This is a genomic window from Variovorax sp. Sphag1AA, from assembly GCF_014192575.1.
Taxonomy (GTDB): Bacteria; Pseudomonadota; Gammaproteobacteria; order Burkholderiales; family Burkholderiaceae_C; genus Variovorax.
Genome location: NZ_JACHYC010000003.1, coordinates 215,661 through 241,271, shown reverse-complemented (window position 1 = coordinate 241,271; position 25,611 = coordinate 215,661). Strand labels below are relative to the sequence as shown.

26 protein-coding genes are annotated in these 25,611 nt (G+C 66.0%); 18 read left to right on the top strand and 8 right to left on the bottom strand.

The genetic code is table 11. The annotated features are described in order from the left end of the window. Positions 1-6 precede the first annotated feature (6 nt). The 3 genes from FHW64_RS12970 to FHW64_RS12960 are packed head-to-tail and all read right to left on the bottom strand — an operon-like array spanning position 7 to position 2,740. Positions 7-1,431 (bottom strand): amidohydrolase, encoded by a 1,425-nt coding sequence (locus tag FHW64_RS12970; RefSeq protein WP_184526727.1) that lies wholly within the window; start codon positions 1,429-1,431, stop codon positions 7-9. Between the two features lie 39 nt (positions 1,432-1,470). Further along, positions 1,471-1,692 (bottom strand): hypothetical protein, encoded by a 222-nt coding sequence (locus tag FHW64_RS12965; RefSeq protein WP_184526725.1) that lies wholly within the window; start codon positions 1,690-1,692, stop codon positions 1,471-1,473. 49 nt (positions 1,693-1,741) lie between these two features. After that, positions 1,742-2,740, bottom strand: coding sequence for an AraC family transcriptional regulator (locus FHW64_RS12960; RefSeq protein WP_184526723.1), 999 nt, complete (start codon positions 2,738-2,740; stop codon positions 1,742-1,744). A gap of 104 nt (positions 2,741-2,844) precedes the next feature. Between FHW64_RS12960 and FHW64_RS12955 the strand changes: the two genes are divergently transcribed. From FHW64_RS12955 to FHW64_RS12940, 4 genes are read left to right on the top strand one after another with little or no spacing between them, the layout of a single operon-like run. Continuing rightward, complete coding sequence (locus FHW64_RS12955) at positions 2,845-3,828, top strand: tripartite tricarboxylate transporter substrate binding protein (protein ID WP_184526721.1); 984 nt, start codon at positions 2,845-2,847, stop codon at positions 3,826-3,828. 2 nt (positions 3,829-3,830) lie between these two features. Further along, the gene (locus FHW64_RS12950) at positions 3,831-4,862 is read left to right on the top strand and encodes an amidohydrolase family protein (protein WP_184526719.1); all 1,032 of its coding nucleotides are present in this window, start codon (positions 3,831-3,833) and stop codon (positions 4,860-4,862) included. Then, positions 4,862-5,182 (top strand): NifU family protein, encoded by a 321-nt coding sequence (locus FHW64_RS12945; protein WP_184526717.1) that lies wholly within the window; start codon positions 4,862-4,864, stop codon positions 5,180-5,182. Before FHW64_RS12950 ends, FHW64_RS12945 begins: the two co-directional genes overlap by 1 nt. Beyond that, positions 5,179-6,171, top strand: coding sequence for a fumarylacetoacetate hydrolase family protein (locus tag FHW64_RS12940; protein WP_184526715.1), 993 nt, complete (start codon positions 5,179-5,181; stop codon positions 6,169-6,171). Before FHW64_RS12945 ends, FHW64_RS12940 begins: the two co-directional genes overlap by 4 nt. On the opposite strand, the gene FHW64_RS12935 is transcribed toward FHW64_RS12940, so the two are convergent. Continuing rightward, positions 6,146-6,907: a transcriptional regulator gene (locus FHW64_RS12935; RefSeq protein WP_184526714.1), complete on the bottom strand. Its 762-nt coding sequence runs from the start codon at positions 6,905-6,907 to the stop codon at positions 6,146-6,148. The genes FHW64_RS12940 and FHW64_RS12935 overlap by 26 nt on opposite strands. Before the next feature lie 104 nt (positions 6,908-7,011). On the opposite strand from FHW64_RS12935, the gene FHW64_RS12930 reads away from it, so the two are divergent. The 6 genes from FHW64_RS12930 to FHW64_RS12905 all read left to right on the top strand — a co-directional run bounded on the left by FHW64_RS12930 (position 7,012) and on the right by FHW64_RS12905 (position 12,451). Continuing rightward, positions 7,012-8,112: an aminotransferase class V-fold PLP-dependent enzyme gene (locus tag FHW64_RS12930; RefSeq protein ID WP_184526712.1), complete on the top strand. Its 1,101-nt coding sequence runs from the start codon at positions 7,012-7,014 to the stop codon at positions 8,110-8,112. Between the two features lie 34 nt (positions 8,113-8,146). Beyond that, positions 8,147-9,199, top strand: coding sequence for an amino acid ABC transporter substrate-binding protein (locus tag FHW64_RS12925; RefSeq protein ID WP_184526710.1), 1,053 nt, complete (start codon positions 8,147-8,149; stop codon positions 9,197-9,199). A 10-nt stretch (positions 9,200-9,209) separates the two neighbouring features. Beyond that, positions 9,210-10,157 (top strand): ABC transporter permease subunit, encoded by a 948-nt coding sequence (locus FHW64_RS12920; RefSeq protein ID WP_184526708.1) that lies wholly within the window; start codon positions 9,210-9,212, stop codon positions 10,155-10,157. Next, the gene (locus FHW64_RS12915; protein ID WP_184526706.1) at positions 10,154-11,269 is read left to right on the top strand and encodes an amino acid ABC transporter permease; all 1,116 of its coding nucleotides are present in this window, start codon (positions 10,154-10,156) and stop codon (positions 11,267-11,269) included. The genes FHW64_RS12920 and FHW64_RS12915 overlap by 4 nt, the downstream gene beginning before the upstream one ends. Before the next feature lie 7 nt (positions 11,270-11,276). Beyond that, a complete protein-coding gene (locus FHW64_RS12910; RefSeq protein WP_184526704.1) occupies positions 11,277-12,035 on the top strand; it encodes an amino acid ABC transporter ATP-binding protein in 759 nt (252 codons plus the stop codon). A gap of 92 nt (positions 12,036-12,127) precedes the next feature. Next, positions 12,128-12,451 (top strand): hypothetical protein, encoded by a 324-nt coding sequence (locus tag FHW64_RS12905; protein ID WP_184526702.1) that lies wholly within the window; start codon positions 12,128-12,130, stop codon positions 12,449-12,451. A gap of 313 nt (positions 12,452-12,764) precedes the next feature. Here the strand turns inward: FHW64_RS12905 and FHW64_RS12900 are convergent, their stop codons facing one another. Further along, positions 12,765-13,691, bottom strand: a complete 927-nt coding sequence (locus tag FHW64_RS12900; protein WP_184526701.1) for a LysR substrate-binding domain-containing protein — start codon at positions 13,689-13,691, stop codon at positions 12,765-12,767. A gap of 74 nt (positions 13,692-13,765) precedes the next feature. Between FHW64_RS12900 and FHW64_RS12895 the strand changes: the two genes are divergently transcribed. From FHW64_RS12895 to FHW64_RS12875, 4 genes are read left to right on the top strand one after another with little or no spacing between them, the layout of a single operon-like run. Continuing rightward, a complete protein-coding gene (locus tag FHW64_RS12895; protein ID WP_184526699.1) occupies positions 13,766-14,617 on the top strand; it encodes an HpcH/HpaI aldolase/citrate lyase family protein in 852 nt (283 codons plus the stop codon). Further along, on the top strand, positions 14,614-15,492 hold the full coding sequence (locus tag FHW64_RS12890) for an amidohydrolase family protein (RefSeq protein WP_184526697.1): 879 nt from the start codon (positions 14,614-14,616) through the stop codon (positions 15,490-15,492). The genes FHW64_RS12895 and FHW64_RS12890 overlap by 4 nt, the downstream gene beginning before the upstream one ends. Positions 15,493-15,505: 13 nt before the next feature. After that, a complete protein-coding gene (locus FHW64_RS34200; RefSeq protein WP_221210323.1) occupies positions 15,506-17,770 on the top strand; it encodes a DUF5624 domain-containing protein in 2,265 nt (754 codons plus the stop codon). A gap of 15 nt (positions 17,771-17,785) precedes the next feature. Further along, complete coding sequence (locus FHW64_RS12875) at positions 17,786-18,745, top strand: tripartite tricarboxylate transporter substrate binding protein (protein ID WP_184526695.1); 960 nt, start codon at positions 17,786-17,788, stop codon at positions 18,743-18,745. A gap of 3 nt (positions 18,746-18,748) precedes the next feature. Here the strand turns inward: FHW64_RS12875 and FHW64_RS12870 are convergent, their stop codons facing one another. Next, positions 18,749-19,648, bottom strand: a complete 900-nt coding sequence (locus tag FHW64_RS12870) for a LysR family transcriptional regulator (RefSeq protein ID WP_184526693.1) — start codon at positions 19,646-19,648, stop codon at positions 18,749-18,751. A 96-nt stretch (positions 19,649-19,744) separates the two neighbouring features. Between FHW64_RS12870 and FHW64_RS12865 the strand changes: the two genes are divergently transcribed. Together FHW64_RS12865 and FHW64_RS12860 are read left to right on the top strand one after the other, a co-directional pair. Further along, entirely contained in the window at positions 19,745-20,758 is a 1,014-nt protein-coding gene (locus FHW64_RS12865) for an aldo/keto reductase (RefSeq protein WP_184526691.1), read from the top strand. A gap of 22 nt (positions 20,759-20,780) precedes the next feature. Next, positions 20,781-22,040, top strand: a complete 1,260-nt coding sequence (locus FHW64_RS12860; RefSeq protein WP_184526689.1) for an MFS transporter — start codon at positions 20,781-20,783, stop codon at positions 22,038-22,040. Positions 22,041-22,276: 236 nt separating this feature from the next. Here the strand turns inward: FHW64_RS12860 and FHW64_RS34415 are convergent, their stop codons facing one another. Then, positions 22,277-22,933, bottom strand: coding sequence for an MFS transporter (locus FHW64_RS34415; RefSeq protein ID WP_260304451.1), 657 nt, complete (start codon positions 22,931-22,933; stop codon positions 22,277-22,279). 51 nt (positions 22,934-22,984) lie between these two features. Next, positions 22,985-23,695: an MFS transporter gene (locus tag FHW64_RS34410; RefSeq protein WP_311733299.1), complete on the bottom strand. Its 711-nt coding sequence runs from the start codon at positions 23,693-23,695 to the stop codon at positions 22,985-22,987. 119 nt (positions 23,696-23,814) lie between these two features. Here FHW64_RS34410 and FHW64_RS12850 point away from each other — a divergent pair, with 119 nt between their 5' ends. Together FHW64_RS12850 and FHW64_RS12845 are read left to right on the top strand one after the other, a co-directional pair. Beyond that, on the top strand, positions 23,815-24,726 hold the full coding sequence (locus FHW64_RS12850) for a LysR family transcriptional regulator (RefSeq protein WP_184526687.1): 912 nt from the start codon (positions 23,815-23,817) through the stop codon (positions 24,724-24,726). 64 nt (positions 24,727-24,790) lie between these two features. Next, the gene (locus FHW64_RS12845) at positions 24,791-25,594 is read left to right on the top strand and encodes a phytanoyl-CoA dioxygenase family protein (RefSeq protein WP_184526685.1); all 804 of its coding nucleotides are present in this window, start codon (positions 24,791-24,793) and stop codon (positions 25,592-25,594) included. The last annotated feature ends 17 nt before the right edge of the window (positions 25,595-25,611 follow it).

Genomic DNA, 25,611 nt, shown 5'->3' with positions numbered 1-25,611 from the left:
AAGACGTCAGACGGCCTTCGGCACCGCGCCGTAGACGAGTCTTCCCTTGTGAAACACCGCATTGCGCACGGGGAGTCGCGCCACCGCTTCAGCCGAGCAACTCGCCGGCAGAAGATTGAAGCTCGCTTCGTCACCGGCTTTCGGCCACGCCTGCTCACCTTTGTCGTTGAGTGGCGTGACGAAGCCCGTCGCATAGCCCAGGGTTCGACTGATGTCGTACTCGGTGCTGGGGTACTGGAGTCGGGCAATCTCCTGTGCCTTCTGCAGGATGTCGCAGTTGCCAAACGAATTCCACCAGTCCATCACGCTGTCAGTGCCGCAAATCACCTTGACGCCCGCCTCATGCACTTCGCGCAGCGGCATGGCGCCCTTGCCCAACGGAACCGCGCTGGCGAGAGTGATGTCCAGCGCCTTCATGCGGGCCGCGATGTCCTTGAGTTCATCCTTCGAGAGTTCGGCCAATGAATAAGCGTGGCTGAAGGTCACGTTGCCTTGCAGCTGCTTGTTCTTCTCCACGTGATCCATGAAGCGATTGAATGCGGGAATGGCGGTTGCGCGCGGCTCATGGATGTGGATGTCGATGCCGGCGTTGAAATCGATCGCGAGCTGAACGGTCGTGTCGACCGACTTCTCCATCGCATGATCGAAAGAAGTTGGATCGACCCCGCCGACAAAGCTGACGCCGCCCGACTTCAACGCCTCGCGCATCAACCCCACGCTGTCGGAGGCCAACAGGCCGTGCTGCGGAAAGATGATGATCCTTGAATCAAGCGTATCTTTGAAGCGCGCGAGCGACGCCTTGAGATGTTCGAGATTGCCCAGCTTGCTGACCGGATCGACATTGCAGTGGCTGCGGCACACGGTCGTGCCTTGCGAGTGCATGAGACGAATCATTGCAGCCGTGCGCTCTTCGGCCACCGGAAGAAGTTTAGGCAAGAGCTCTTGCTCCTGCGCAACGCGGTCTGCCCGGCCATGCTGCGTGGGAAGCGTCGCTTCCCACGGGCCGCCGTAGAAGGTCTTGTCCAGATGGATGTGCATGTCCCGGAAGGTTGGCAACATCAACTGCCCTTGCGCGTCGTAGACCGCTGCGTCTGGAGGCACAGCCGACTTCGCCTCCAGGATTTCGGTAATCGCGCCATTGGTAACGCACACCGTTTTCAGTTCAGTCCTGGTACGGGAGATGACCGGCGCATCGAGCCAGGGTCTCTTTTCCTCGACGAAGCCAGTCTCGAAGCGGACGTTCGTCAGGTAGTAGGCGTTCGGCAGGGCCTGCACGCTTGTCACGGGCGTGGTGACCTTGCTCACGTCGATCGCGGATGCGGCGGTTGCCCTTCCGGAGTGCCCCATCAGACTGGCCCCGACGGCCAGACCGCCAGCACCAACGCTGCCCATGAAGCCGCGACGCGAAAGCCCTGACGATGGCTTGTCCATATTCGTCTCCTTGATGACGCTGGCGAAATACCGCCTCGCTCAGGTGAGACGGTACACATCCCCGTTCGTCGGGGTGGCATTTTCGTGGAACAGGTCGTAAAGATACTGCTCCAGTTCTTCGTCGGGGATGAAGTCTGGCACGACGAAGCCCGCAGGGCTGCGCTTGCCGTCCGAGCCGTGGAGGAACGCAACCCACCGGGAAGCCTTGCGCTCGATGGAATAAATGCGGCCGAACACGTTGAAGCGATGGACGGTATTCATCGGGCTCAGTGTGGCACGTGCCGGCAAAGACACCATCAGCGGGCACCGGTCAGCCAGCTCGCTGCCTCCATTCCCGGGGGCCACATCCGAACCCCTTCCTGAACCACCTCGAGAACGCACTCGTCTCTGAAAAGCCGAGCAGCCCCGCAATGGCCTCGATCGTCTTGTCGGAACGCTCGAGATAGCTGTGGGCCAGCGCACGCCGCGCCGCTGCCAGCTCACTCGCGAAGGTCACGCCCGCATCGGCGAGATGCCGGCGCAAGGTGCGCTCCTGCAGGCCCAGTCGCAAGGCCACGTTCGCCATCGTGCAACGACCGCTCGGCAGCATCACGCGGATGATTTCGCGGACCTGCACATCGAGTGGCCGCGCCACGAGGCCGGCCCAGGCCTCCACCTGGCGCTCGGAATCGCTGCGGAAGATCGGGTCGGCCTCGGCGAGTGCCTGGTCAAGGTCCGCCGGCGCAATGATGAGCGCATTGCCGCCGGCATCGAACTCCACCGGGCAGCCGAAGTAGCGGCGATAGGGGCGCGAATCCGCCGGCGCCGAATGGGCAAGGCACACGGCCTGCGCATGCCATTGCGGGCCGCACAGGTGCCGCATGATCTGGAAGATCCCGCCCATGACGAGGTCGACCACCTGGGGCGACGATTCGGCCACGGTCTCGGCATGGAACGCGCTCAAGGCGACGCTGCCTTCGCCCTCCTGCAGATCAAGGATCACCTCCGAATGCAGGTGCAGCCACGCACTGATGGCCTGCAATGCATGGCGCACGTCGGGCTCGTCGCGCGCGAGCTTTCCGACGACGCCGAAGTGCGACAGCCGCCGTGCCTGCGACAGGCGCAGCCCGAGGTCCGGGAAGTCGAAGCGCAGCGCCGAATCCTCCAGCAGCCGCACCACTGACGCCACGGGCAAGCGCGCCTGCGGATCGCTCAATGCCGACAAGGGAATGCGCGCACGCCGCAGAAGCTGCGCCGGGTCGGCTCCCTTCGTGCGCATGAGTGCCGCGAAACCGGTCAGGACATTGGCGCTGGCAGTGGCACGGGGCATGTCCGCGAATGTCAACAAAATGTCCGCGATGGTCAAGGCGTCAACCGCCTCCGGGGCCTAGATTTCCACCAGCGGCAACCCACGACGCCGCAGGAGACAAGACCATGAATATCCGCCGCCTCGGTCGTGCCGCGACCGCGCTTGTGCTGGCGTGCGCCGCAGCGGGCATCCACGCGCAATCGCAATCGCAACCGAACTGGCCCACCCGTCCTGTGCGTGTGCTGGTTCCCGCCCCTGCAGGGTCCGGCCCGGACGCCTTGTGCCGCCAGGTCACCCAGCGGCTCAGCGAGCTGCTCGGCCAGCCGGTCACGCCCGACAACCGCCCAGGCGCAAGTGGCCATGTGGGCGCCGAAGTCGCAGCCAAGGCGGCACCCGACGGCTACACCGCACTCTGTGGTGCTTCCAGCACGTTCGTCACCACGCCGCACCTGATGACGAAGCTCGCGTATGACCCCAACAAGGATCTGGCACCGGTAGCGATGCTGGCGCGTGCGGACCTGCTTCTCATCGCAAGTCCGAGCGTGCCGGCCGATGACCTGCCGTCGCTCATTGCATGGATCAAGGCGAACCCCGGCAAGGTCTCGTATGCATCGCCGGGTATCGGCTCCAACGCACACCTGGCGATGGAGGTGTTCAAGGCGCGTGCCGGCCTCGACATCGTTCATGTGCCCTACAACACGCTCCCGGCGCTGACCGACCTGGCCGCCGGCCGCGTCCAGATCATGGTGGAACCGAGCGCCAGCGCGACGCCATTCGTGCGGGACGGCAGGGTGAAGCTGATCGCCGTGGCCAGCCCCACGCCCGTGCCCGAGTTTCCCAAGGCGCGGCCGACGAACGAGACCGTTCCCGGTTTCGAGGTGATCGGTTGGGGAGGCCTGTTCGTGCCCGCTGCAACGCCGCGCCCGATCGTCGACCGGCTGGCCCTCGAAGTCCACAAGCTTCTGCAGCAGAAGGATGTTCGCGATTCCTTCGCGACGCTCGGCTTCGTGCCCTATGACATGGGGCCGGACGAGTCGCGCCGCTTCATCCGTTCCGAATACGACCACTGGGGCGAAGTGATCCGCTCCGCCAACATCCGCCTGGAGTAAGCATGATCGACAACCTCTTCGTCTTCGACAACGTCATCCACCTCTACGACCTGTCGGCAGGCAATGTGCGCACCGATCGCGAGGATGCACTGCCGGCGCGAGACCGGATCCTCGACTACATCCGGGCGCAGGTGCGCGACCCGAGGTCCGCACCGGGCGGTCGGACCGACTTCCGCTGGGACACCCGCTGGAGCGTCGAGGAAATGCACGAACTCGTGTTCAACGGCTCGTCGACCGACATGGCGATGGCCCAGACCGTCCCGATGTTCGACTGGTTCAAGGACTGGTATTCGCCGGTTCGCACGCAGCACGCAATGGCTGCCGCGTATCCGGACCGCGTGCTGTTCTGCGGCGGCGTGGACCCGGGCTATCGGGGGCTGGCGGATGCGCTCGAGCAAATCGACCACCAGGCCCGCGTGCTCGGTGCGCGCTCGTTCAAGTTCTACAACGGCCACGCGAAGCTGAAGGACTGCTGGCGTTGCGACGACGAGAAGCTCGCCTATCCGATGTACGAACGCGCACTCGCCAACGGTGTGCGGGTGCTCCAGTTCCACAAGGGCAACCCCTACGGCCTGCAGAACATGGAATGGCTCAGCCCCGTGGACCTGCAAGCGCCGGCGCGAGACTTCCCGCAGGCCGACTTCATCGTGCACCACCTCGCCCTGCCCTACTTCGAGGAGATGGTGTCGATCGCCACGCGCTTCCCGAACGTCTACCTGTCGCTGGCCGGGTTCATGGCGTTCTACCGCGTGGCGCCGCGGCGGGTGCAGGAGCACATCGGCCGACTGCTGCAGACGGCCGGGCCGGACAAGATCCTCTGGGGCTCGGAGGCTGCGCTCGCGGGCAATCCGCAACCGTACCTGGAGGCTTTCATGACGCTGCAGATTCCCGACGACCTGCGCGCCGGCTACGGCTACCCGCAGATCACGCGCGACGACCGCCGCAAGATCCTCGGCGAGAACTTTGCGCGGATCATGGGCATCGACCTCGAAGCGGCCAAGCGAAAGCTCGGCCTTGTGACGGAGGTGGCGTGATGGAAACAGTGCAAGTCCGCGTGCAGGCGCTCGACAGCCTGCTGCGCTCGCACGCCGGCGGGCTCGAGCTGCAGTCCTTTGACGAACGCGGCGTGGTGCGCGTGCGCTTCACCGGGATGTGCGTCGGCTGCGAGCTCAGGGCCGTGACCGCGTCGCGCGTGATCGAGCCCGTGCTGCGGGCGCTCAATGGGGTGACCGCGGTGGAGATTGCGGGCGGGCGTGTCTCCGAGCACGCGCTGGCGGCGCTCGAAGCGTCTGCCGGCTGCGACGACCTGCAGGCGATCCTGCGGGCGGTTCGTCGTCACGAGGGGGACCTATGAAGCTGGTCACCTTTGTCGAGCCGGGCGACGCCGCGCCGCGCGTTGGCAGCCTGCAAGGCGACCTGGTCGTCGACCTCGGACGCGCCTATGCAGCGACGCTTTCGAACGAACCGTTCGCTGCGGAGATGGCCGCCGTCCGCATCCCGGGCGACATGGTCCGATTCCTTGAAGGCGGGCCGTTGTCGATGCAGGCTGCGCGCGCTGCCGACGAGCATGCACGTGGCTGTGGCAGGGATGAACTGATCGCTGCCCGCGTGGCCCACGCAGTAGACGCCGTGCGTCTGTTGGCGCCGGTTCCCCGGCCGCCCAAGATCATTTCCACGGGTGGAACCTACCGTTCGCACGTGGATGAGGTACACGCGCAGAAGGTGCGGCTGGACGTGCCGGACTACCCGCTCGCTTTCCTGAAGATGCCGTCGGCGGTCATCGGACCGGGCGAGGACATCGTGCGGTCGCACCTCACCGAGGAGCTCGACTACGAGATCGAGATCGCGCTTGTCATCGGCACGCGCTGCAAGAACGTGCGCGCAGAAGAATGGCGCTCGGTCGTGGCCGGGATCACGGTGGTCAACGATGTCAGCATGCGCGACATCATCCTTGCCGAGCAATCCCACGGCATTCCGTTCCAGGGCAAGAACCTCGACACCTGCTGCCCGCTCGGCCCCTGCATCACCACCCTCGACGAGATCGGCGACACCGGCAACCTGAACCTGGAGTTGCGAGTCAACGGCGAGGTGCGCCAGCGCGACAACACCCGCAACATGGCGTATGACTTTGGCGCGATCGTCGCGTACTGGTCACGCGTGACGCTGGAGCCAGGCGACGTGATCACGACCGGGACCACTGCGGGCGTGGCCGGCTTTCACAAACAGCGGCCGGACAAGTTGCTGAAGCCGGGTGACGTCGTGGAGGCCGAGGTACAGGGCGTGGGTGTGCTGCGAAACCGGGTGGTCGACGAGAGGGCTAGCCCCTCGCCCTCGTCCCGTTGAGCGATGCTGCTGCTTCCCCGCGGCGGGCCTTCACATCGTCGAGGTAGTTGTAGATGGTGAAGCGCGTCACCCCCAGTGCACCGGCGGCGCGCTCCACGCCACCGCGGACCATGAAGAGGCCCCGGTCGAGCATCATCTCGACCGCCGAGGTCTTCTCGTCCTTGCCCATCTTCTGCACCGGCTTGCCATAGCGGCGCACGGCGCTGGAGATGATGTCCAGCATCAGCGCCTCCGTGTCCAGCACCTCGACCTTGGGCGCTTCCTGCGCGGCGCCATTGCGCGCGGGCAGCATTCGCGCAAGAAGGGCCTGCGCGGCCTCGATGCTGTGGAAGTCCGCGTTCAGGCACAGCGCCGCGAAGGTATGGCCCAACGAGTCGCGGAACATCGCCGTGGCCGAGACCAGCGAGCGCCCGTCGCGCGCGAAGGTGGGATAGGGAAACACCGAGATGTGCTCATGCGACTTTGCCGACAGCTTGCCGTCCGCGAGGATGGCCAGCGCCTTGTCGTTGCCAGGGCCCGCGAGCACCGGGCTGCCGGGCTGGCGACCGGTGACATGGCCATTGGCGATGCGCAGCACCGAACTCTCGGGGCGGGTCAGGTCGTGCAGCACCACCTCGATGTGGTCGCCCACCATGGCGCCGAGCATCGGCACGATCGCGTCGAGCGCAGAGAGGATCAGCTCCCGCTCGCGCTGCACCTCGGGCGACAGTCTTGGCGCGCGCTTCTTCTTCTCCATGCGGTCCTTTCTTTCCCTTAGTCGGCTTGACACCCTCGGCGTGCACCGCTCTAATCGATGTTAAACAGCTTGTTGAATAGTTTCAACTAAATATCAACATCGCCATGGCCTCATTGGTAGCCGTCGAAAGGACCGCGCAGTTGCGCGAGCTCTTCCCCCATCTCGATGAGCGCGTCTACCTCGACACCGCCGCTGCGGGGTTGTGCTGGAAGGGGCATGGCGCCGCCGTCGCGCGCTTCTATGACGAAGTGAAGAACCGCGGCTACGACGCGCGGCCCGAGTGGTGGGCCATGATCGCCAAGGTGCGCTCGCGGCTCGCGCAGTGGCTGGGCGTGACGGCCCAGGACATCACCTTCGTCTCCAACACCACCGAGGGCCTCAACCTCGCGGCGAACAGCCTCGAGTTCCGCAGCGGCGACCGCATCGTTTGCGCGCAGGACGAGTTTCCCTCGGTCATCCGCATCTGGAACAAGGCGGAACGCGAAGGCGCCGAACTCGTGGCCGTGCCCATCGCGCACGAGAGCGAACGGCAAGCGCGCCTCATGGAGGCGACAGACGCCGGCGCGCGCGTGCTCGTCGTGTCGCAGACTCACTCAGGCACCGGCACCACACTGGACCTGGGCGTGCTCGGCCGGCATTGCCGGGAGCGCGGCACGCTCCTCATGGTCGATGGCATCCAGGCACTGGGTGCGGTGCCGACGCAGTTGGATGAAGTCGACATCTACGCTTCTTCCTTCTTCAAATGGATGCTCTCGGGCTTCGGCATCGGGATGCTCGTGACCTCCGCGCGCGCCCGCGAGGCCATGGCACCGGCATGGCAGGGCTACGCCAACATGGACGACTCCCACCAGTTGCAATACGCCCATGTCAACACACCGGCGCTGTACGGGTTGGACAGCACGCTGGAGCTGCTCGAGGGCATCGGATGGGACACCATCCATGCGCGCGTCCGTGCACTGGGCCAGGAGCTCATCGCGCAATCCGACCGGCTGGGCCTCGACCTGGTCACGCCGCGCGACCAGCACGCCGGCATCTTCGTGTTCCGCGCACCTGATGGCGAAGCCACGCGCCTGCGACTGGCCGAACGCAACATCAGCGTGTCGGCGCGTGGCGAAGGCGTGCGTGTCTCGCCCCACTTCTACAACAGCACGCAAGACGTCGAGCACTGCGCAACCGCGCTGGCCGAGGTGCTTGCGACGACCTGAACAACCCGCATCGCTTCCCGAGGAGAACCACACCATGCAGCAAACGAGCATCCGCCGACTGGCACTGGTCACCCTGCTCGTCGCCACCGCTGGCCCCACAGCCTTCGCGCAAGCCCCAGCTGCACCGGCAGCAGCGCCGGCGGCGTCCCCCACGCTCGCAGCGGTGAAGGCGCGAGGTGTCCTCAACTGCGGCGTGATCGGCAGTTCGCCCAACTTCTCGCTGCCTGACAGCACCGGCGTGATGCGCGGCCTCGATGCCGACCTGTGCCGCGCCACGGCGGCCGCGGTGCTGGGCGATGCGAACAAGGTGAAGTTCATCAATCTCACACCAGCACAGCGGCTCGTGGCGGTGCAGTCGGGCGAAGTGGATCTCTCGTTCTCGCAGATCACCTGGACATTGGCGCGCGAGTCCAAGTCCGGCGTGCAGTTCACCGGCACCTATTTCTTCGATACCTATGGCGTGATGGTGCCGAACGCGCTGAAGGTAAACAGCACCAGCAAGCTCAACGGCGCGAGCATCTGCATGATCACCGGCCCGGGCGAGACCAATGCCGCCGAGTACTTCGGCAAGATCAAGGTGCGCTACAAGCCCGTGCCCTTCTCCGAGGGCGAGCAGATGCGCAAGGCGTTCCTGGCCAAGCGCTGCGACGCGATCTTCCACAGCCTGTCCGCCTTGGCCACCTTCAAGGGCACGCTGGGCGCGCAGGCGGCCGACTACACGCTGTTGCCCGAGACGCATGCGCGCGAGCCGCTGGCCGGCGTGGTGCGCAAGGGCGACGACCGCTGGTTCGACATCGTTCGCTACACGCTGAACGCCATGATCAATGCCGAAGAGCTGGGCGTGACCTCGCAGAACCTGAAGACCTTCGCCAGCTCCACCGACCCCGACATCAAGCGCCTGCTGGGCACGGAAGGCGACCTGGGCCCTTCCATGGGCCTGGACAAGGAATGGGCCACCAACGTGATCGCGCAGGTCGGCAACTACGGCGAGACCTTCGACCGCGCCTTCGCCGCAAGCGGCATGCCCCGCGCGCAGAACCGCCTTGCCGAGAAGGGCGGCCTGCTCTGGGCGGTGCCCATGCGCTGACGCCGCGCGCATGAACCGCCCCGCACCGCCGGCTCGCTGGAACTGGAGCGCCGCACTCAGGCAGGCCGCGGCCTTCGCACTGCTGGCGGCCCTGCTGGTGCTGATGTTCCGGGTGACGGGGGCCAACCTGCACGCGCGCGGAGTGCACACAGGCTTCGACTTCCTCGGCAAACCGGCGATCACGCCGGTGTTCAACTCGCCGCTCGAATTCCAGCCCGGCGTCGACACCTTTGCGATGGCCTTGCTGGCGGGCGCCCTCAACACGCTCAAGCTGACCGCCGCGTCGATCGTGCTGGCGTCGGTCCTCGGCCTGCTGGTCGGACTGGGCGCGCTGGCGCGCAACCCGCTCGCTCGCTCGCTGGCCCGCGCCTATGTGGAGCTGATGCGCAATGTGCCGGTCCTGCTTCACGTGGCCTTCTGGTATGGCCTCTTGCTCGAGCTGCCGCCGGCCTCCGACAGCGCGGGCTCGCTGCTGCTGGCGAGCAATCGCGGCATCTTTCTGTTCCCGACCGTCGACGGGCTGGATGTGCATGGCATGGTTTCCATGTCGCCCGAGTTCGCGGCGCTCCTGATCGGCATCTCGCTCTACACCGCAGCCTTCATCGCCGAGATCGTGCGGGCTTCCGTCGGCGCCCTGCCTCGCGGCCAGCTGGAGGCTGCCTCGGCGCTCGGGCTGTCGCGTTCGGCGACGCTGCGGCGGGTGCTCGGGCCGCAGGCGCTGCGGGTGGGCCTGCCGCCGCTGGCCAGCGAGTACATCGGCATCTTCAAGAACAGCACGCTGGCCGTGACGATCGGCTACCAGGACTTCATGGCGGTGAGCGACACCATGCTCACAGACACGGGCCAGGCGGTGGAAATCATGGCGATCGTGATGCTCTTCTACGCCTGCGTGAGCCTGGCGGTGAGTGCCGCGATGCACGCTTTCGAGCAGCGACACCGGCGCTGGGAGCTCGCTTGACGCACTACGTCGCGACCACTCGCATCGAGGCGTCGCCGCCACCGATGGCTCGCCGCTTCTGGCTGCATCAGCTGCGATCCGACTTCTTCGCGACACCGGCTACGGGCGCTACGACGCTGGTGCTGGCCCTGCTGCTCCTCGCCTTGGGCTGGAAGCTGCTGGACTGGGGCGTGCTGCATGCGGTCTTCAACACCCACGGCCAGGGACCGGACGCCTGCCGCGTCGCGGGCGCAGGCGCGTGCTGGGCCGTGATCAACGAAAAGTTTCGGCTCATCGTCTTCGGCATCTACCCCTATGCGCAGCAGTGGCGCGCTGCACTGGGCATGGCGATATTGGTCGCGATGTACATGCTCTCCACCCGCCGCAGCTGGTGGAACCGTCGACTGGCCATCGCATGGGTCGTGGCGCTGGCTGCCTTCGGTGCGCTGATGTGGGGCGGCGTCATGGGCCTGCCCTTCGTGCCGGACGACCAGTGGGGCGGGCTGCCGGTCACGCTCATACTCGCCACGCTTGGCCTGGCGGCCGGCTTTCCGCTGGCAGTGGCGCTCGCGCTGCTTCGCCATTCCAGCCGCCCGGGCGTGGGCAAGGCGCTGGCCGTGGCCTACATCGAGATCGCACGCAGCGTGCCGCTCCTGGCGGTGCTGTTCCTCGCCAGCGTGATGATCCCGCTCTTCCTGCCGCAGGGCATGGACCTGTCCAAGCTGCTTCGCGTCTTCCTCGCCTTTGCACTCTTCACCGCCGCGTATCTCGCCGAGGTGATCCGAGGCGGCCTGCAGGTCGTCCCGCGCGGTCAGTACGAAGCCGCGGCCGCACTGGGCCTGAGTCCGCGCGTGACCACGTTGCGGGTCGTCCTGCCGCAGGCCCTTACCGCCGTGCTGCCCGCATTGGTGAACGTGTTCATCGCCTTCTTCAAGGCCACCTCGATCGTGGTGATCGTGGGCATCTTCGACCTGATGACGGCTGCCAAGCGCGCCATTGCGGATGCGCAGTGGCAGGGCTTCGGCACCGAGATCTACCTGTTCGTGGCCGCCATCTACTTCATCTTCTGCTTCGCCATGTCCCGCTACAGCGCCCGGCTGCATGCCTCGCTGGACGTGGGTCGTCGCGGCTGAGCCTTCCATGTCAGCAACGCCGCCTCCCCACTCCCCCATCGTGCGCGCCAAGGCGCTGAACAAGTGGTACGGCGACTATCACGCGCTGCGCGACATCCATCTCCAGGCGGGCGAGCGCGAGCGCATCGTGGTGTGCGGGCCCTCGGGCTCCGGCAAGTCGTCCCTGATCCGCTGTTTCAACGGGCTCGAAGGCTTCGACACCGGCGCGCTGCAGGTGTGCGGCATCGATCTGGGCGCATCCGCGGCGGGCCTTGCCTCGGTGCGCCAGCAGGTGGGCATGGTGTTCCAGCAGTTCAACCTCTTTCCGCACATGACGGTGCTGGAGAACTGCACGCTCGCCCCGGTCTCCACCCGCCGCATGAGCGCGCGCGATGCGCACGAGGCGGCCATGCACCTGCTCGCCCGGGTGCGTGTGGCCGAACATGCGCACAAATACCCGGCGCAACTGTCGGGCGGCCAACAGCAGCGCGTCGCCATCGCGCGTGCCTTGTGCATGCGCCCGCGGCTGATGCTCTTCGACGAGCCCACGTCTGCGTTGGACCCGGAGATGGTGAAGGAGGTGCTCGACACCATGGTCGGACTGGCTGCCGAAGGCATGTCCATGGTGTGCGTGACGCACGAAATGGGCTTCGCCCGCGAGGTGGCCGACCGCATCGTGTTCATGGACGAGGGACAGATCCTCGAAGTGGCAACGCCGACAGAGTTCTTCGCCGCGCCACGGCATGAACGCACGCGGGCGTTCCTGGGAGATGTGCTGAGGCACTGACCGTCAGAGCCGCGCAACGCGACAGCAAACTCTCGCGTCTTCGTGGTGGATTCCACAGGCGGCGACGCCGGACGCCCCGCACAATGATCTGCATGAACACAGACAGGTCGCCCTTTTGGTATCGCCACGCATGGTGGGTCCCGTCCTTTGGTACCGCCCTCGCCGTGCCGCTGGTCGCGGCGACGCTGAAGCCCTCGGAACAGAGTGTTCTGCTGGCCATCGCGATCCTGTGTGCACTGCCCTGGACGCTTGCCTTGCTGCTGCTGGATCTCAGCACGGGCTTCGCAGATCGCGCCGGGCTGATCGTCTGCCTGGGCCTGTTCGCGAACGTGGCGTTTCTTTGGTGGGCGACAGCCCTGCTGCGCGCTCGCGTGGCGCACCGGCGAGTCCGCCAATCCGACGCGCTCGAAGCCTGAGGATCTGGGCGCACAAAGAAAAAGGCCCCGAGCATCGCTGCGCGGGGCCGAGATCGGGTCCTTACCGGACCCGAGGAGACATTGGGTCGATCAGGTCAGAGCTGCTGGTCACCTTCGGACGTGCTGACACCGTGGACAACGAGGCCAGCGGCAGCGGCGAGTACAAGTGCGAGGGTGAGCATGTGAACCTTGTGAATCGGAAAGCCTCGATTCTAGGGAAAACCCTATCCGCCGTTGACTCCCCCTGAAATAGCCACAAGACCGAAGGGGCCGCCCTTCATGCGGGACGCCGGACGTCGCAATCCCGGCAAGGTCAGCGCACCGTCGCGCGCGCCGTCTTCGGCGAGGCGGCCCGTTTGCGCTCGGCACGCAACATACCGATCATCAGCGCGGTGAAGGGACTCGGGTCCGACACCCGTCGCACGAGCCACAGGCTCGACACTGCACCTTTGTCACGCACCGGCTGGTAGACGGCGCCCTGCAGCTGGATGCAGCGGGTGTCGCCCGGCACGAGCGCGATGCCAGCCCCGGCCGCCACGAGTCCGACGATGGTCGAGGCGTCGCGCGCCTCCTGCACCATCTGCGGCCGGAAGCCCGCCTTGGCGCAAAGATCGTGGACCTTCCAGTACAGGCCGATGCCCGCATCGCGGGGGTACATGATCAGCGGCTCGTCACGCAGATCGGCCAGGCGGATGGGGCCGTCGCTCAGCCGATGCCCGCGCGGTATCGCGGCGATCAAGGGCGACTGGTGCCACTCCTCCATGGCGAGATCCTCGGGGATCACCACGTCAGGGCGACGCAGGATGCCGATGTCGAGCGCACGGTCGTGCACAGCAGCCAGTTGATCGAGAGATGTCATCTCGCGAAGCGTGAGCACCACCTGCGGTTGCTCCTCGCGAAAGCGCCTCAGCGCCGCAGGCAGTACCAGCGACAACATTGACGACGCGGTGTACCCCAGTGCGATGCGACCGATCTCGCCCGAATCGGCGCTGCGCGCCTCACCCTTCGCGAGATCCACCTGCTCCAGGATGGCCCGGGCCCGGTCGAGGAAGTGCCGCCCCGCCTGCGTCAGGAAAACGCGCCGCTTGTCGCGCTCGAACAGGCGCACCTTGAGCTCTTCCTCCAATGCGCGGATCTGCATGCTCAGCGGCGGCTGTGCGATGTGCAGCCGCTCCGCGGCGCGCGTGAAGTTGAGCTCCTCGGCGACGGCCACGAAGTACCGGAGGTGACGGAGTTCCATGATACTTTTTGAATATCGAAATCAAGCCGAAAACTGTATTTCCAAATATATCTCTGTCTGCCTACGATGAGCGCATGACTGACAGAGACAACATGCAGGACGCACCTGCGGGGCCTCGATTCCGAGGGCATCCGGTGCTGCAGCGACTTACTCGCGGCGAACCGGTCGCCGCCTTCGGAGTGCGCTTGTGCCGCACTTCGGACGTTGCTCGGCTCGCCAAGGCAACCGGGCACCACGCCCTCTGGATCGACCTCGAGCACAGCACGATTCCACTGGACGCAGCCGGCGCAATCTGCGCCACCGCGCACGACCTCGGCCTGCTCGCATTGGTGCGCGTGCCGGAACGCGAATACGGGGCCATCGGGCGGCTGCTCGATGCCGGCGCATCCGGCCTGATCTTTCCGCGGGTCGAGACCGCAGCGCAGGCGGCCGATCTCGCGGCGGCGTGCCGCTTTCCTCCGTACGGCCACCGATCGGCCATTGCCGCTTTGCCTCAGTTCGGCTACCAGCGACTGCCGGCGGCAGAGACCTACCAGCGGGCCAATGACATGGTGCTCGTCAACATGCTGATCGAAAGCCCGCAAGGCATCGCGAACGCGGAAGCGATCGCACGCACGCCAGGTGTCGACCTGATCAGCATCGGCGCCAACGACCTGAGCGCCGAGTTGGGCGTTCCGGGTGACTATCGGCACCCATTGATGCGCGAGGCACTCGATGCAGCCCTGAACGCCTGTCAGCGCGCCGGCAAGCCGCTGTCCATCGGTGGCATTGGCGATGCCGCACTGAACGCCGAGTTGCTCGCGCGCGGCGCTGCGCCCTTCCTCATGACCGGCATCGACACCGACGTGCTCGGCGCCGCCATGCAGGAACGCGCGAACAACGCACTGGCAGCTTTCGAGACACCCGCACTTTCCCCTTCACCATGACCGACGAGATCCTCACCTCCAAGCCCATGCGCGATGCGCAAACGCTGACGCGCCCTCTGTTCGAAGTACCTCTCGGTGCCTGCGACGCGCATGTCCACGTCTTTGGCCCTGCAGAACACTATCCGCGCGTGCCGCATCCGCACTACACGCTGCCCGACGGCAATCTCCAGCAGCTCCAGCGCGCCACGGGCGTGCTCGGTGTCGAACGCTTCGTGATCGTCCAGCCCAGTTACTACGGCACGGACAACCGCTGCATGCTCGACGCGCTCGATGCTGCCGGCGATAGCGCCCGCGGCGTCGCGATGGTGGAAGACGACGTGAGCGACGATGCACTGCGCGCGCTGCACGACCGTCGGGTACGCGCGCTGCGGCTGGACCTCTTCCTGCGTTCGAAGCTGCCGACGGCCGAGCTGCAGGCGTTCATCGAACGCAGCATCGAGCGCGTCAAGCCACTCGGCTGGCACGTGCAGTTCTATACGCCGGGCTGGGTGGTGCGCGATCTCATTCCCGCACTGCCGTCACTTGCGACGGACTTCGTGATCGACCACATGGGCTACATGCTCGAAAGCGACGGCCTCACGCGTGCGGACTTCGACCGCCTGCTGCGCGCCGTGGCCGATGGGCGCGGATGGTTCAAGCTCTCGGGCCCCTACCGCCTCGCGAAGGATGGCAACTACGCCCGCCTCAAGCCGCTCGCGCAGGCGATCGTCGACGCGGTGCCCGACCGCGTGATCTGGGGCAGCGACTGGCCGCACATCCCCGAGGGCGGACGCGACACCGGCGAGCTGCTCAATCTGCTGGCCGACTGGATTCCGGATCCGGACGCGCGGCGCAAAGTGCTGGTCGACAACCCGACCCGCCTTTTCGGTTTCTGACATCGGGCCCATCATGCAAAGCATCCAGGAACTCGACACCTCGGGCGCACGCGCCGTGGAGGTCTTCGAGCACGCCGGCGCGCGCTACCTCGTCGTGCCGCAGCTTGCCGAAGACGTTCCAGGTCAGCCCCCGCTGATGACACTCGGCAACAGCAATGTCGACGCGCTCGTCTACCGATGGGAGAACGGCCGCTTCATCGAACACGCGCGGCTGCCTGTGCCCGGCGGCGAAGACGCGGAGTTCTTCCGCGTCGGCACACGCGCCTTCGTTGCGACCGCCAGCCTGCGCACCGGTGCAGACCCCTATTCGCTCCACACTCAATCGACCATCTTCGAGCTCATCGGCGGGCGATTCGAAGTCTTTCAGCAGGTGCCGACCGTAGCTGCCAAGCAGTGGACGCATTTCCGGATCGGCGAGCGGCACTTCCTTGCACTCGCACAAGGCGCCGCGCACGAGGAGGCGGAAGCCGGCTCCGATGCCCAGTCGCGCATCTTCGAGTGGGATGGCGACACCTTCCGTCCGTTCCAGACGGTGCGCTCGGGCTGGGGATACAACTGGGCCTTCTTCGAGATCGGCGACGAGAAGCTGCTGGCCTATGCGGACCATGCCGTTCCATCGCAGCTCCTGCGCTGGAACGGCGAGCGCTTCGAGGCGTTCCAGCAACTCGCCGGCAAGAGCGGTCGCGCCTTCTGCCACTTCGAATCCGGAGGAACCCACTGGCTGGCGTTCGCCTGTCTGCTCGATGACTCCACGCTGTATCGATGGGGCGAGGGCCGCTTCGTGCCGCACCAGAAGCTGAGCGGGCCGGGCGGTCGCGAGTTCGAATGGATTCCGCAGGGTGACGGCGGCTGGCTGGTGCAGATCAATTTCCTGCAAGGCTCGCGAGAAGCCCCCATCACGCAGCTCCAGTCGGTGGTCTACCGGATGCAACAGGGAAGGCTGAGCGAGGCCCACACCTTCCCGACCTCAGGCGGCACCGATGCGTGCACCTTCCAAGCCGACGGCCATCGCTATCTGGTCGTCGCCAACAGCCTGAGCGCCGATGTGCGCTTCCACACGCCGAGCCGCGTGTACCGGCTCGACCTGACCCCCTCTTCCTCCACCGCGCACCAGAGCCCCGAACTGCTGCGCCTCTTCGAAACCTACACGGGCGGCCCGCACAGCATCGGAGCGAATCTCGCCGCGATGACCGGCGCAGCGACGGCCGCCGATCCACTGATCGTCGCGACGAGCGCCGACATCATCCTGTTTCCCGGCGGCGGCCGTGATCCTGAAGTCGAAGGCTTTCGGCTGTCGACGCGCGGCTTCAAGGAACTGGCTGGCATCTCGCATCACGGGCCGGCCGTCGCATCCATCCTCCAGATGCGCCTCGTCGAGCCCGACGGCATGCTCTGGCGGCGCGAGGCCGAGCGGTTGATCGCGGCAACCCGCGACGCGCGCGAAGGCAACTCCGTCGCACTCTGGCGCGATGTGATCTCGGTGGCCGCGTATCGCGGGCGCGAAGAGCGTATCGCGGAGCTGGTCCACTATTCCTGCGTTCTCACCGAGCGCTACCTCGAACGCGTGCTGGCGCAGCCCGACCTGTTCACCGCGGCAGACATGCGAGAGCACTATCTCGAAGCCACCGGTTCGGCCGTCGGCGCCACGGTGCCGATGAACGCCGTGATGATCGCGACCTTCTTCCTCGTGGGGATGGACATCAGCCACCGCGTGATCACTTGGCTGGACCGCCACCGCATCGACTGGTCACGCGCAATGGCGCTTGTCATAGGCCGCCAGGGCCGGCCGACCGCGGGCGTGACATGGACCACGAATTCGGTGTGCGCCATGATCCTCGGCGCCTCGCGCCAGCAGCTTGCGCTCGAACGGCTCTTCATCGCACCGCACGCGCAGACCTTGCCGCCCGAAGCAGCTTCCGATCTCGCGGCACTGCGCGCCTTCGAGAGCCCGATGCGCAGCCTGTGGGCACACACGCGCGCGGTGAGCGAGCTCGGCGCGCTGATGTACGAGGGCTATCCGCGCTACGAGCCCCAATCGACGATGCGGCCTGTGCTGACAGCGGACACGCAAGCCGTGGCCGAGATGCCGGCCATCACCAGCCCCGGTGACTGGCGTGCGCTCAACACGCGATTGCGCGTAGTGCTCGAAGACCCCCGGCAGTTGCTCTCCGGCTGCGTGACCGACTACGCGGTCGATCAGCTCCAGGCCAACGACAACGATCCGTCGCGCGTCATCGTGCCCGGCCTCGACGCCACGACGTACCCGCCATTGCCGTAGCAACAAGGAACATCGATGAAGCTCGCCCGTTCACTGCTCGCGGCGCTGGCCGTGAGCCTGTCCATGTCCGCATGGAGTCAGAGCAACTGGCCCAGCCGGCCGATCAAGATCGTCACCCCCACGCCGGTGGGCGTGGGCTCCGACATCTTCGCTCGCGCTTACGCGGACCGTCTGAGCCGCGCTCTCAACACGCCGGTCATCGTCGAAAACCGCCCCGGCGCGCTGTCGTCGATCGGCGCCGATGCAGTCGCCAAGGCCGCGCCCGACGGCTACACCATCCTGTTCTCGACGAGCAACCCGTTCACGATGACGCCCTTCCTGCTCGCCAGGACGCCCTACGACGCGAAGAACGACCTGACGCCCATCACGCAGGCGCTGAAGGGTGGCTCCTTCATCGTCGCCAACCCGACGGTTCCGGCGCAGAGCATTCCGCAACTTGTCGCGCTGGCGAAGAAGGAACCGGGCAAGCTGAGCTTTGCTTCCTACGGCTCGGGCAGCACGTCGCACCTGGGCTTCGAACTGCTCCAGGAAGCGGCGGGCATCGAACTGCTGCATGTGCCCTACAAGCAGAGCCCCGCGCCCGACCTCATCGCCGGGCAGGTGATGCTGGGCATGGAGCCACCGATCTCGGCCCTGCCGAACATCAAGGCCGGACGGCTGAAGGCGCTGGCCTATACGGGCGGCAAGCGCAGCACCGCGCTGCCGGAAGTCCCCACGCTCTCGGAAAGCTACCCTGGCGTGGAAGTCCTGACCTGGCTCGGCTTCTGGGCGCCCGCCAAGACCCCTCCTGCAATTCTCGAGAGGCTCCACAAGGAGATCGTCGCGATCACGCACGCGCCGGACATGGCAAGGCTGATCAGCGATTCCGGACTCGATCCGATCGGCACCACTCCGCAAGAGACCGCGGCGATCGTTGACCGGGAGGCGCAGGCCATGCGCCGGTTGATCAAGGCCAAGGGCATCCACATCGAGTGACGCTCACAGAGACCCGGCAACCTCCGCGACCAGCGTGCGCAACCAGACATGCGCCGGGTCGTTGCGATAGCGCACATGCCAGGCCATCTGCATCGGAAAAGTTCCCAGGTCGACCGGCGTAGGCAACACCTTCAGCCTCGCATCGCTGGCCAGGCGCCGGCAGATGAGCTTCGGCAGCGTCGCACAGTAGTCAGTGGCCGCCACGATCTCGGGGATCGACATGAAGTGGGTAACCGTCACCGCGACGTCCCTCTTGAGCCCTCCCCGCTCCAGCGCCTGGAAAAGCCCTGCGCGCAGGCGCCCTCCCGCTGGCAGCAGGTTCACATGCTTCATGCGCTCGTACTGCGCCTTGGTGATCCTGGTGCCGACCTTCGGATGGTCGGCACGCACCACGCACGCCAGGCCGTCTTCCGCCAGGTGCTGAACGACGAGGTTGTCCGGCGCATCGGTGATGCGACCGAGCACCATCGCCGTGGCACCGGACGTGACGCCCGTCGCCGCGAGATCCATGCCGAAGGGCAATGTGCGCAAGCGGATGCCCGGTGCCAGCTCGCGCAGCCGCGCCGTCAACGCGGGCACGAACACGAATTCCACATAGCTGTTCGGCGCGATGGTGATCAGTTGATCGGCCCGTGACGGATCGAAGGCCTGCTGGCCCAGCACCACCGTGTCGATCGCAGCCAGCGCCGATGTCAGTGCCGGGGCCAGCAACTCAGCCTTCGGCGTGGGGCGCATGCCATAGCGCTCGCGGATGAACAGCGGGTCCTGCAGCATGTCGCGCAGGCGCGCCAGAGCGTTGGACAACGCGGACTGAGTCATGCCCAGGCGATCCGCCGCACGGGTCACGCTGCGCTCTTCCAGCAGGGCCACGAAGATCGGCAGCAGATTGAGGTCGTATCTCATTCAGAAGTATTGTTGACGATAAATCTGGAATGGAGGAAATACATTTGATGAATGTCTTGTGGGTGCCCATCATTGGCTCATTCACAGGAGATCACCATGCAATTGAAGAACCTTCTCCCCGGCAAGCTGGGGTTCGGCACTGCCCTTCTGGGCAACATGTTTCGCGCGATCCCAGAGGAGGAAGCACGGGCCACCGTCGACGCCGCGTGGAACGACGGCATCCGCTTCTTCGACACCGCGCCCTTCTACGGCGCGGGCCTCGCGGAAGCCCGTCTGGGTGAGGCGCTGGCTGCTCGCAAGCGCGACGACTACGTCATCAGCACAAAGGTCGGCCGCCTGATCCTCGACGAGCTGGAAGACGTCAGCGCCCGCGACCTCGGCGAGAAGGGCGACGTATTCAGGCACGGCCGCGCCAACCGCATCGTGAACGACTACTCGGAAGACGCCACCCTACGTTCGATCGAAGACAGCCTGAAGCGCCTGAAGACGGACCGTATCGACATTGCCTGGGTACACGACGTCGCGCAGGACTTCTACGGCGACGAGTGGCTTGGCGTGTTCGAGACGGCGCGCAAAGGTGCCTTCAAGGCGCTCGACCGCTTGCGCGACGAAGGCGTCATCGGTGCCTGGGGCCTGGGCGTGAACCGGGTCGAGCCGATCGAACTGCTGCTGGGGCTTGAAGGGCCTCGCCCGGATGGCTTCCTGCTTGCTGGCCGCTACACGTTGCTGGACCACGCGCGGGCACTGCAGCGCGTGATGCCGCAAGTGGTGTCGCGAGACCTCGGCATCGTCGTCGGCGGCCCCTACAGCTCGGGTGCGCTGGTGGGCGGGCCGAACTTCGAATACGCGCCGGCCACGCCCGAAATCCTCGCGAAGGTGCAAGCCATCAAGGCCATTGCCGATCGCCACGGCGTGACGATGAAGGCGGCAGGGCTGCAGTTCTCGCTGGCGCACCCTGCGGTGGCCGCTGTCATTCCAGGGGCCAGCAAGCCTTCGCGGATTGCAGAAGACCGCGCCGCGCTCGAAGCGGTGGTGCCGGACCACTTCTGGCGCGAGCTGCGAGAGGCTGCTCTCGTGCACGCCGAAGCACCGCTGCCGCACGGCATCTGAACCGCGCGCGAGGAAGACAAGCATGCTCAACGAAGCCTACGAACCGCAGTGCACCTCGGTGAAGGTGCATTGCTCCGACGCGCAGCAATCGCGCCGTCGCACGCTGACCCTGCTGGCGCTCGCACTCGGCACCTTCTCCATCGGGACGTCCGAGTTCGCAAGCATGGGAATTCTTCAGCTGTTTGCTGCCAGCCTGGATCTGGACGTCGCCACCGCCACGCATGCCATCGAGGCTTACGCCTTTGGCGTCGTGCTCGGAGGACCGATGGTGACCATCCTGGCCGCGAAGCTGAACCGCAAGCACCTGCTGCTGGCCCTGATGGCGGTCTTCGTTCTAGGCAATGTCCTGTCGGCCACGGCCACGGGCTTGGGCATGTTCACGCTCGCCCGCTTCGTGAGCGGCATTCCGCAAGGCGCCTACTTCGGTGCGGGCGCGGTGGTGGCTTCGTACATCGTCGGACCGGGTCAAGGCGGGCGCGCGTTCGCTCTGGTGATGACGGGTTTGACCGTCGCCACCATCGTCGGCTCGCCCCTTGCCACGCTGCTCGGACAGAACCTCGGCTGGCGAAACGCGTACCTTGCCGTATCGGCACTTGGCGCGGTGGCATTCCTCGCACTCTGGATGTGGGTGCCGCGTTCGGACGCACTGAGCGGTGGCCCTGTGCTGCAGGAACTGAAGGCCTTGAACCGGCCATCCGTCTGGGCGATGGTGGCTGTCGCGGCGCTGGGCGTGGCGAGCATCTTCGCCGTCTACACGTTCATCGGGCACTTCGTCACCGAAGAGGCGTCGCTGTCGGAGACGTGGATTCCTGTCGCGCTGGGTGTGTTCGGCGTCGGCATGACCGTGGGCAATGTCGTCGGCGGACGGCTTGCAGACCGCCATCCAACACGTGGCTTGACCGCCGGCTTCGGCAGCGCGCTGGTTGCACTGGCACTGTTGGCCGTCGGCGGCGGGAACGCGTGGATCCTGATGACAGGCTTGTTCCTCGTCGGCGGCACGATAATGGTCGCCATCCCCACGATCCAGGTGCGGCTCACCCAGGCGGCACCGGACGCACCGACATTGATGGGCGCGATGAATCTGGCCGCCCTCAACGTAGCGAACGCGATCGGCGCATGGGCTGGCGGTCAAACGATCGCACAGGGCCACGGACTGCTCTCGGCGGTATGGGCAGGCTTCGCGCTGACGCTCGCGGGGCTGGCGTTGTTCCACTTCGTATCAAGGCAGCGTTCCAACGGTCACGAGGCTGCCGCTCCTCGCGAGCTCTCTCTCCGTCCCTGAACACCTGTCGGCGCGCAGGCCACCTTGCACCTTGGTGCATGCCTGCGTGCCCTCAGGTTCAAATGACCGCGCTCGAGCCCGGCGATAGGATGACCGCTCATTCGTACCCACACTCCGACAGGGAAACATGCAATGAAGCTCACCGTTCTTGCGCTTTCCTCCGTGACCCTTGCAGCCGCATCAATGACAAGCTCCGCATCGTCGACGCGCTGATGCGGTCACACGATGCGACCCAGCTACAGCCTGCTTCTCGACAAGCTCAGCAAGCTACCCGCCAGTGCGGCCACGGCCGCCATCGTCAGCCCCCATTGCACCGCGCCGTGCGACGGCAGCAGCCCGAAGAGCAGGCTCATCAACAGGCTTCCGAGCGTCAACCCGGTGAGTCGGGCGGTCCCTTGGGCACCGCCGGCTGCACCGCTTCGCTCCTTGGGTGCGGACAGCAGCATGTTCTGGTTGTTGGGTGTCTGAAAGAGACCGAAGCCGAAGCCCGCGAGGCTGGTGAACAGCACGATGGGCAAGGCGGGGTCGCCATGCACTGGCCACAGCGCGCACAGTGCCAGGCCACCCGCGAGACATGCAGCCCCGGCGGCGCAGAGCCACGCGGTCGGCACCCGTTGCGCGAGGCGCGCCGACAGCGGTGCGGCAAGCATCACGGCCAACGGCCAGGGCGTCATCAAGAGGCCCGTGGCGGCCGTGCTTTGGCCGAGCTCATGCTGGATGAAGAAAGGCAGCGCTACATAGCTTGCCATCTGGCCAGTGAAGCAGCAGACGGAGGCGAGGATCGAGATCCGAAACGAATGCACGCGTAGCAGGTCGAGCGGGACCAGCGGCGCCGACTTGGGCATCTCGCGTCTGACCAGCAAGATCATGCAGACGGCCGCCAAGCCAAGCAACGCGCCGCCATGCAGTGGGTTCGTCGGCAACCGGTCACTTCCGAGAACGAACTAGGCGAACATGGTCGCGTTGAGCGCGATGCTCCAGAGGTCGATGCGGTCCTTGGTTGGCGATGTCGCTGGCAGGTTCGCACATGCGGCAAGCACGAGCACGCCAATCGGCAGATTCACCGCAAACAGCCACGGCCAGCTAGCCTCGGAGAGGATGAACGCGCCAACGGCAGGCCCTGCCGCGGTAGCCCCGGCGACCATCAGCGCATTCCAGGAGATCGCGCGCGCCAGCAATCGACGTGGATAGGTAAAGCGCAGCAACGCAAGTCCGAGGGGCATGACCGCGGCGGCACCCAGCCCCTGGAGGCATCTCGCGCCAAGCAGCCATGGCAGCGTCGGAGACAGCGCGCACAACACCGACGCCAGGGTGAACAGCGCCACACCCGCGGCAAACACCCGGCGATAGCCGAACCTCGCCCCGATAGCCGAAGCGGGCAGCAGGAACATGACCACGGCAAGCTGATACGCGGTGATGACCCAGACGGCATCCGCCGGCGACGCGCGCAACTGCTGAGCGATGCTCGGCAAAGCAACATTGGCAATGGCGCCGTCGAGCACCACCAGGGCGCCTGCGCCGAGGATGGCGGCAATGGCGAACAGGCGTCGCGGCATCGGCAGGCCGTCGGACTCGTTCGCGGTCGTGTCGGTGCTGGCTGTGGATTCGGAGCGAATGGCAGGTGAGAGCAGCATGGTGGATGGCACGGAAGGCACGCTGGATTGCGTCAATTCAGAATAGGAAGCCGCGCCGGGCTTGCCCAGAGCGCCACGCGCAAGTTGTTCCTGCGTGCGGCGCCAGACGAAATTCGCGCGGCTGTGCTAGCTTTGCGCGCATGCCGGACATCGATCTCAACCTGCTGCCTGCGCTCAACGCATTGCTTTCCGAAGGCAACGTGGTAAAGGCCGCGGAGCGCATGGGCCTGAGCGAATCGGCCATGAGCCGCACGCTGGCGCGCTTGAGAGAAGCGACCGGGGATCAACTGCTGGTGCGCGCCGGTCGCGGGATGGTTCCCACGCCGCATGCACTCGCACTGCGCGACCGCGTCCGGGAACTGGTTCGTGAATCAAGCGCAGTCCTTCAACCCACCGCCGCGAGCATGAATCCCCGCACGCTCGAGCGCTTGTTCACGATACGGGCCAACGACGGCTTCATCGAGGCCTTTGCGCACCGGTTGGTGGCTCGCATCGCACAAGACGCACCCGGTGTCCGCCTGCGGTTCGCACCCAAGCCCGACAAAGCCGTGCGTCCGCTGCGCGAAGGATTGATCGACCTCGACGTCGGCGTCCTCGGCGAGTCAGGGCCGGAGGTGCGCATCCAGGCCCTCTATCGAGACAGCTTTGTCGCAGTCGTGCGCGAAGGGCATCCTTTGCTCTCCGAGACCGAAGTCACGCCCGAGCGCTACGCTGCGTGCGACCACGTCGTCACCTCGCGCCACGGCCGGTCTGCAGGGCCAGTGGACGATGCGCTGGAGTCGATGGGCCTGGCGCGAAACACCGCCGTCGTCGTGCCCAGCTTCAGCACTGCTCTATCGATCGCTGCCGCGACCGACATGGTGGCCCTGATCCCATCGTCGTACTTCGAACATCTGCGCGTACGCGGCGCGCTGCGCTCGTTCCCTCTGCCGATGCCGACCGAGCAGATCACCGTGTCGCAGATGTGGCATCCGCGTCTGGACCGCGATCCTGCGCATCGATGGCTGCGCGGCATGGTGCTGAAGGTGTGCCGGCCTGCGGCTGTCACCTGATGGTGCGATGGGCCGCGAAACGGTATATATCAACGCCTATCCACGAACGAAATCGAGACACGAAATGGCGCAACTCACTGCTGATGAGTTCATCCGCTACCAGGAAGAAGGCTGGGTCCGCCCCGCGTACCGCCTGCCTCACGAGCGAACGACATTGATGCGCGAGGCGCTGAACGATCTGATCCGAAACAATCCTGGCGTGCGCCCTGAGAAGCTGGTGTCGGCGCATATCGAGGGCGACAACGGGGAAGGCGTTCGCGGCAGTGCGGCTTTCCTGGAACTGGCGCGCGATCCGGAGTTGGTGGAGCTGGTGTCCAGCGTCATCGGTGACGACGTCATCTTGTGGGGCTGCCACGTGTTCTGCAAGCCTGCGGGCAACGGCTACGAAACGCCGTGGCACCAGGACGGCCACTACTGGCCGATCCGCCCGCTCGCGACGTGCACCGTGTGGGTTGCGCTGGAGGACTCCGACACAGGCAACGGCTGCCTCCGCGTGATCCCCGGTTCGCACAAGGAGAAGCGGCTGCATGATCACCTGCACGAAGACCGCACGGACTTGACGCTGGCGCAGCGGCTCGCACCCGGCACCTTCGACGAAGACACCGCCGTCGACGTCGAGCTCGCGGCCGGCGAGATGTCACTGCACGACGTCCACATGATCCACGGCGCGCGCCCCAACACGTCGAATCGCAGGCGCACCGGCGTGGCATTGCGCTACATGCCGTCGACTTCGCTGTTCGACCGTTCGCTGCGCCCCGTGGACGGCAAGAGCGGCGTGCCCGTCGACTTCGCGCGCCGTCCACTCTGGCTGGTGCGCGGCGTGGACCGCTGCGGGGGCAACGATTTCAGCGTCGGGCACAAACGCTGACGCGCGAGCCCCTTCCC

Excerpts from the sequence above, each read along its gene's own strand:
- FHW64_RS12965 (WP_184526725.1), bottom strand. The coding sequence starts at position 1,692 with ATGAATACCGTCCATCGCTTCAACGTGTTCGGCCGCATTTATTCCATC.
- FHW64_RS12955 (WP_184526721.1), top strand. The coding sequence starts at position 2,845 with ATGAATATCCGCCGCCTCGGTCGTGCCGCGACCGCGCTTGTGCTGGCG.
- FHW64_RS34200 (WP_221210323.1), top strand. The coding sequence starts at position 15,506 with ATGCAAAGCATCCAGGAACTCGACACCTCGGGCGCACGCGCCGTGGAG.
- FHW64_RS12925 (WP_184526710.1), top strand. The coding sequence starts at position 8,147 with ATGCAGCAAACGAGCATCCGCCGACTGGCACTGGTCACCCTGCTCGTC.
- FHW64_RS12870 (WP_184526693.1), bottom strand. The coding sequence starts at position 19,648 with ATGAGATACGACCTCAATCTGCTGCCGATCTTCGTGGCCCTGCTGGAA.
- FHW64_RS12910 (WP_184526704.1), top strand. The coding sequence starts at position 11,277 with ATGTCAGCAACGCCGCCTCCCCACTCCCCCATCGTGCGCGCCAAGGCG.
- FHW64_RS12900 (WP_184526701.1), bottom strand. The coding sequence starts at position 13,691 with ATGGAACTCCGTCACCTCCGGTACTTCGTGGCCGTCGCCGAGGAGCTC.
- FHW64_RS12945 (WP_184526717.1), top strand. The coding sequence starts at position 4,862 with ATGGAAACAGTGCAAGTCCGCGTGCAGGCGCTCGACAGCCTGCTGCGC.
- FHW64_RS12960 (WP_184526723.1), bottom strand. The coding sequence starts at position 2,740 with ATGCCCCGTGCCACTGCCAGCGCCAATGTCCTGACCGGTTTCGCGGCA.
- FHW64_RS12950 (WP_184526719.1), top strand. The coding sequence starts at position 3,831 with ATGATCGACAACCTCTTCGTCTTCGACAACGTCATCCACCTCTACGAC.
- FHW64_RS12970 (WP_184526727.1), bottom strand. The coding sequence starts at position 1,431 with ATGGACAAGCCATCGTCAGGGCTTTCGCGTCGCGGCTTCATGGGCAGC.
- FHW64_RS12865 (WP_184526691.1), top strand. The coding sequence starts at position 19,745 with ATGCAATTGAAGAACCTTCTCCCCGGCAAGCTGGGGTTCGGCACTGCC.
- FHW64_RS12930 (WP_184526712.1), top strand. The coding sequence starts at position 7,012 with ATGGCCTCATTGGTAGCCGTCGAAAGGACCGCGCAGTTGCGCGAGCTC.
- FHW64_RS12935 (WP_184526714.1), bottom strand. The coding sequence starts at position 6,907 with ATGGAGAAGAAGAAGCGCGCGCCAAGACTGTCGCCCGAGGTGCAGCGC.
- FHW64_RS12940 (WP_184526715.1), top strand. The coding sequence starts at position 5,179 with ATGAAGCTGGTCACCTTTGTCGAGCCGGGCGACGCCGCGCCGCGCGTT.
- FHW64_RS12890 (WP_184526697.1), top strand. The coding sequence starts at position 14,614 with ATGACCGACGAGATCCTCACCTCCAAGCCCATGCGCGATGCGCAAACG.
- FHW64_RS12905 (WP_184526702.1), top strand. The coding sequence starts at position 12,128 with ATGAACACAGACAGGTCGCCCTTTTGGTATCGCCACGCATGGTGGGTC.
- FHW64_RS12845 (WP_184526685.1), top strand. The coding sequence starts at position 24,791 with ATGGCGCAACTCACTGCTGATGAGTTCATCCGCTACCAGGAAGAAGGC.
- FHW64_RS12920 (WP_184526708.1), top strand. The coding sequence starts at position 9,210 with ATGAACCGCCCCGCACCGCCGGCTCGCTGGAACTGGAGCGCCGCACTC.
- FHW64_RS12850 (WP_184526687.1), top strand. The coding sequence starts at position 23,815 with ATGCCGGACATCGATCTCAACCTGCTGCCTGCGCTCAACGCATTGCTT.
- FHW64_RS12895 (WP_184526699.1), top strand. The coding sequence starts at position 13,766 with ATGACTGACAGAGACAACATGCAGGACGCACCTGCGGGGCCTCGATTC.
- FHW64_RS12875 (WP_184526695.1), top strand. The coding sequence starts at position 17,786 with ATGAAGCTCGCCCGTTCACTGCTCGCGGCGCTGGCCGTGAGCCTGTCC.
- FHW64_RS12860 (WP_184526689.1), top strand. The coding sequence starts at position 20,781 with ATGCTCAACGAAGCCTACGAACCGCAGTGCACCTCGGTGAAGGTGCAT.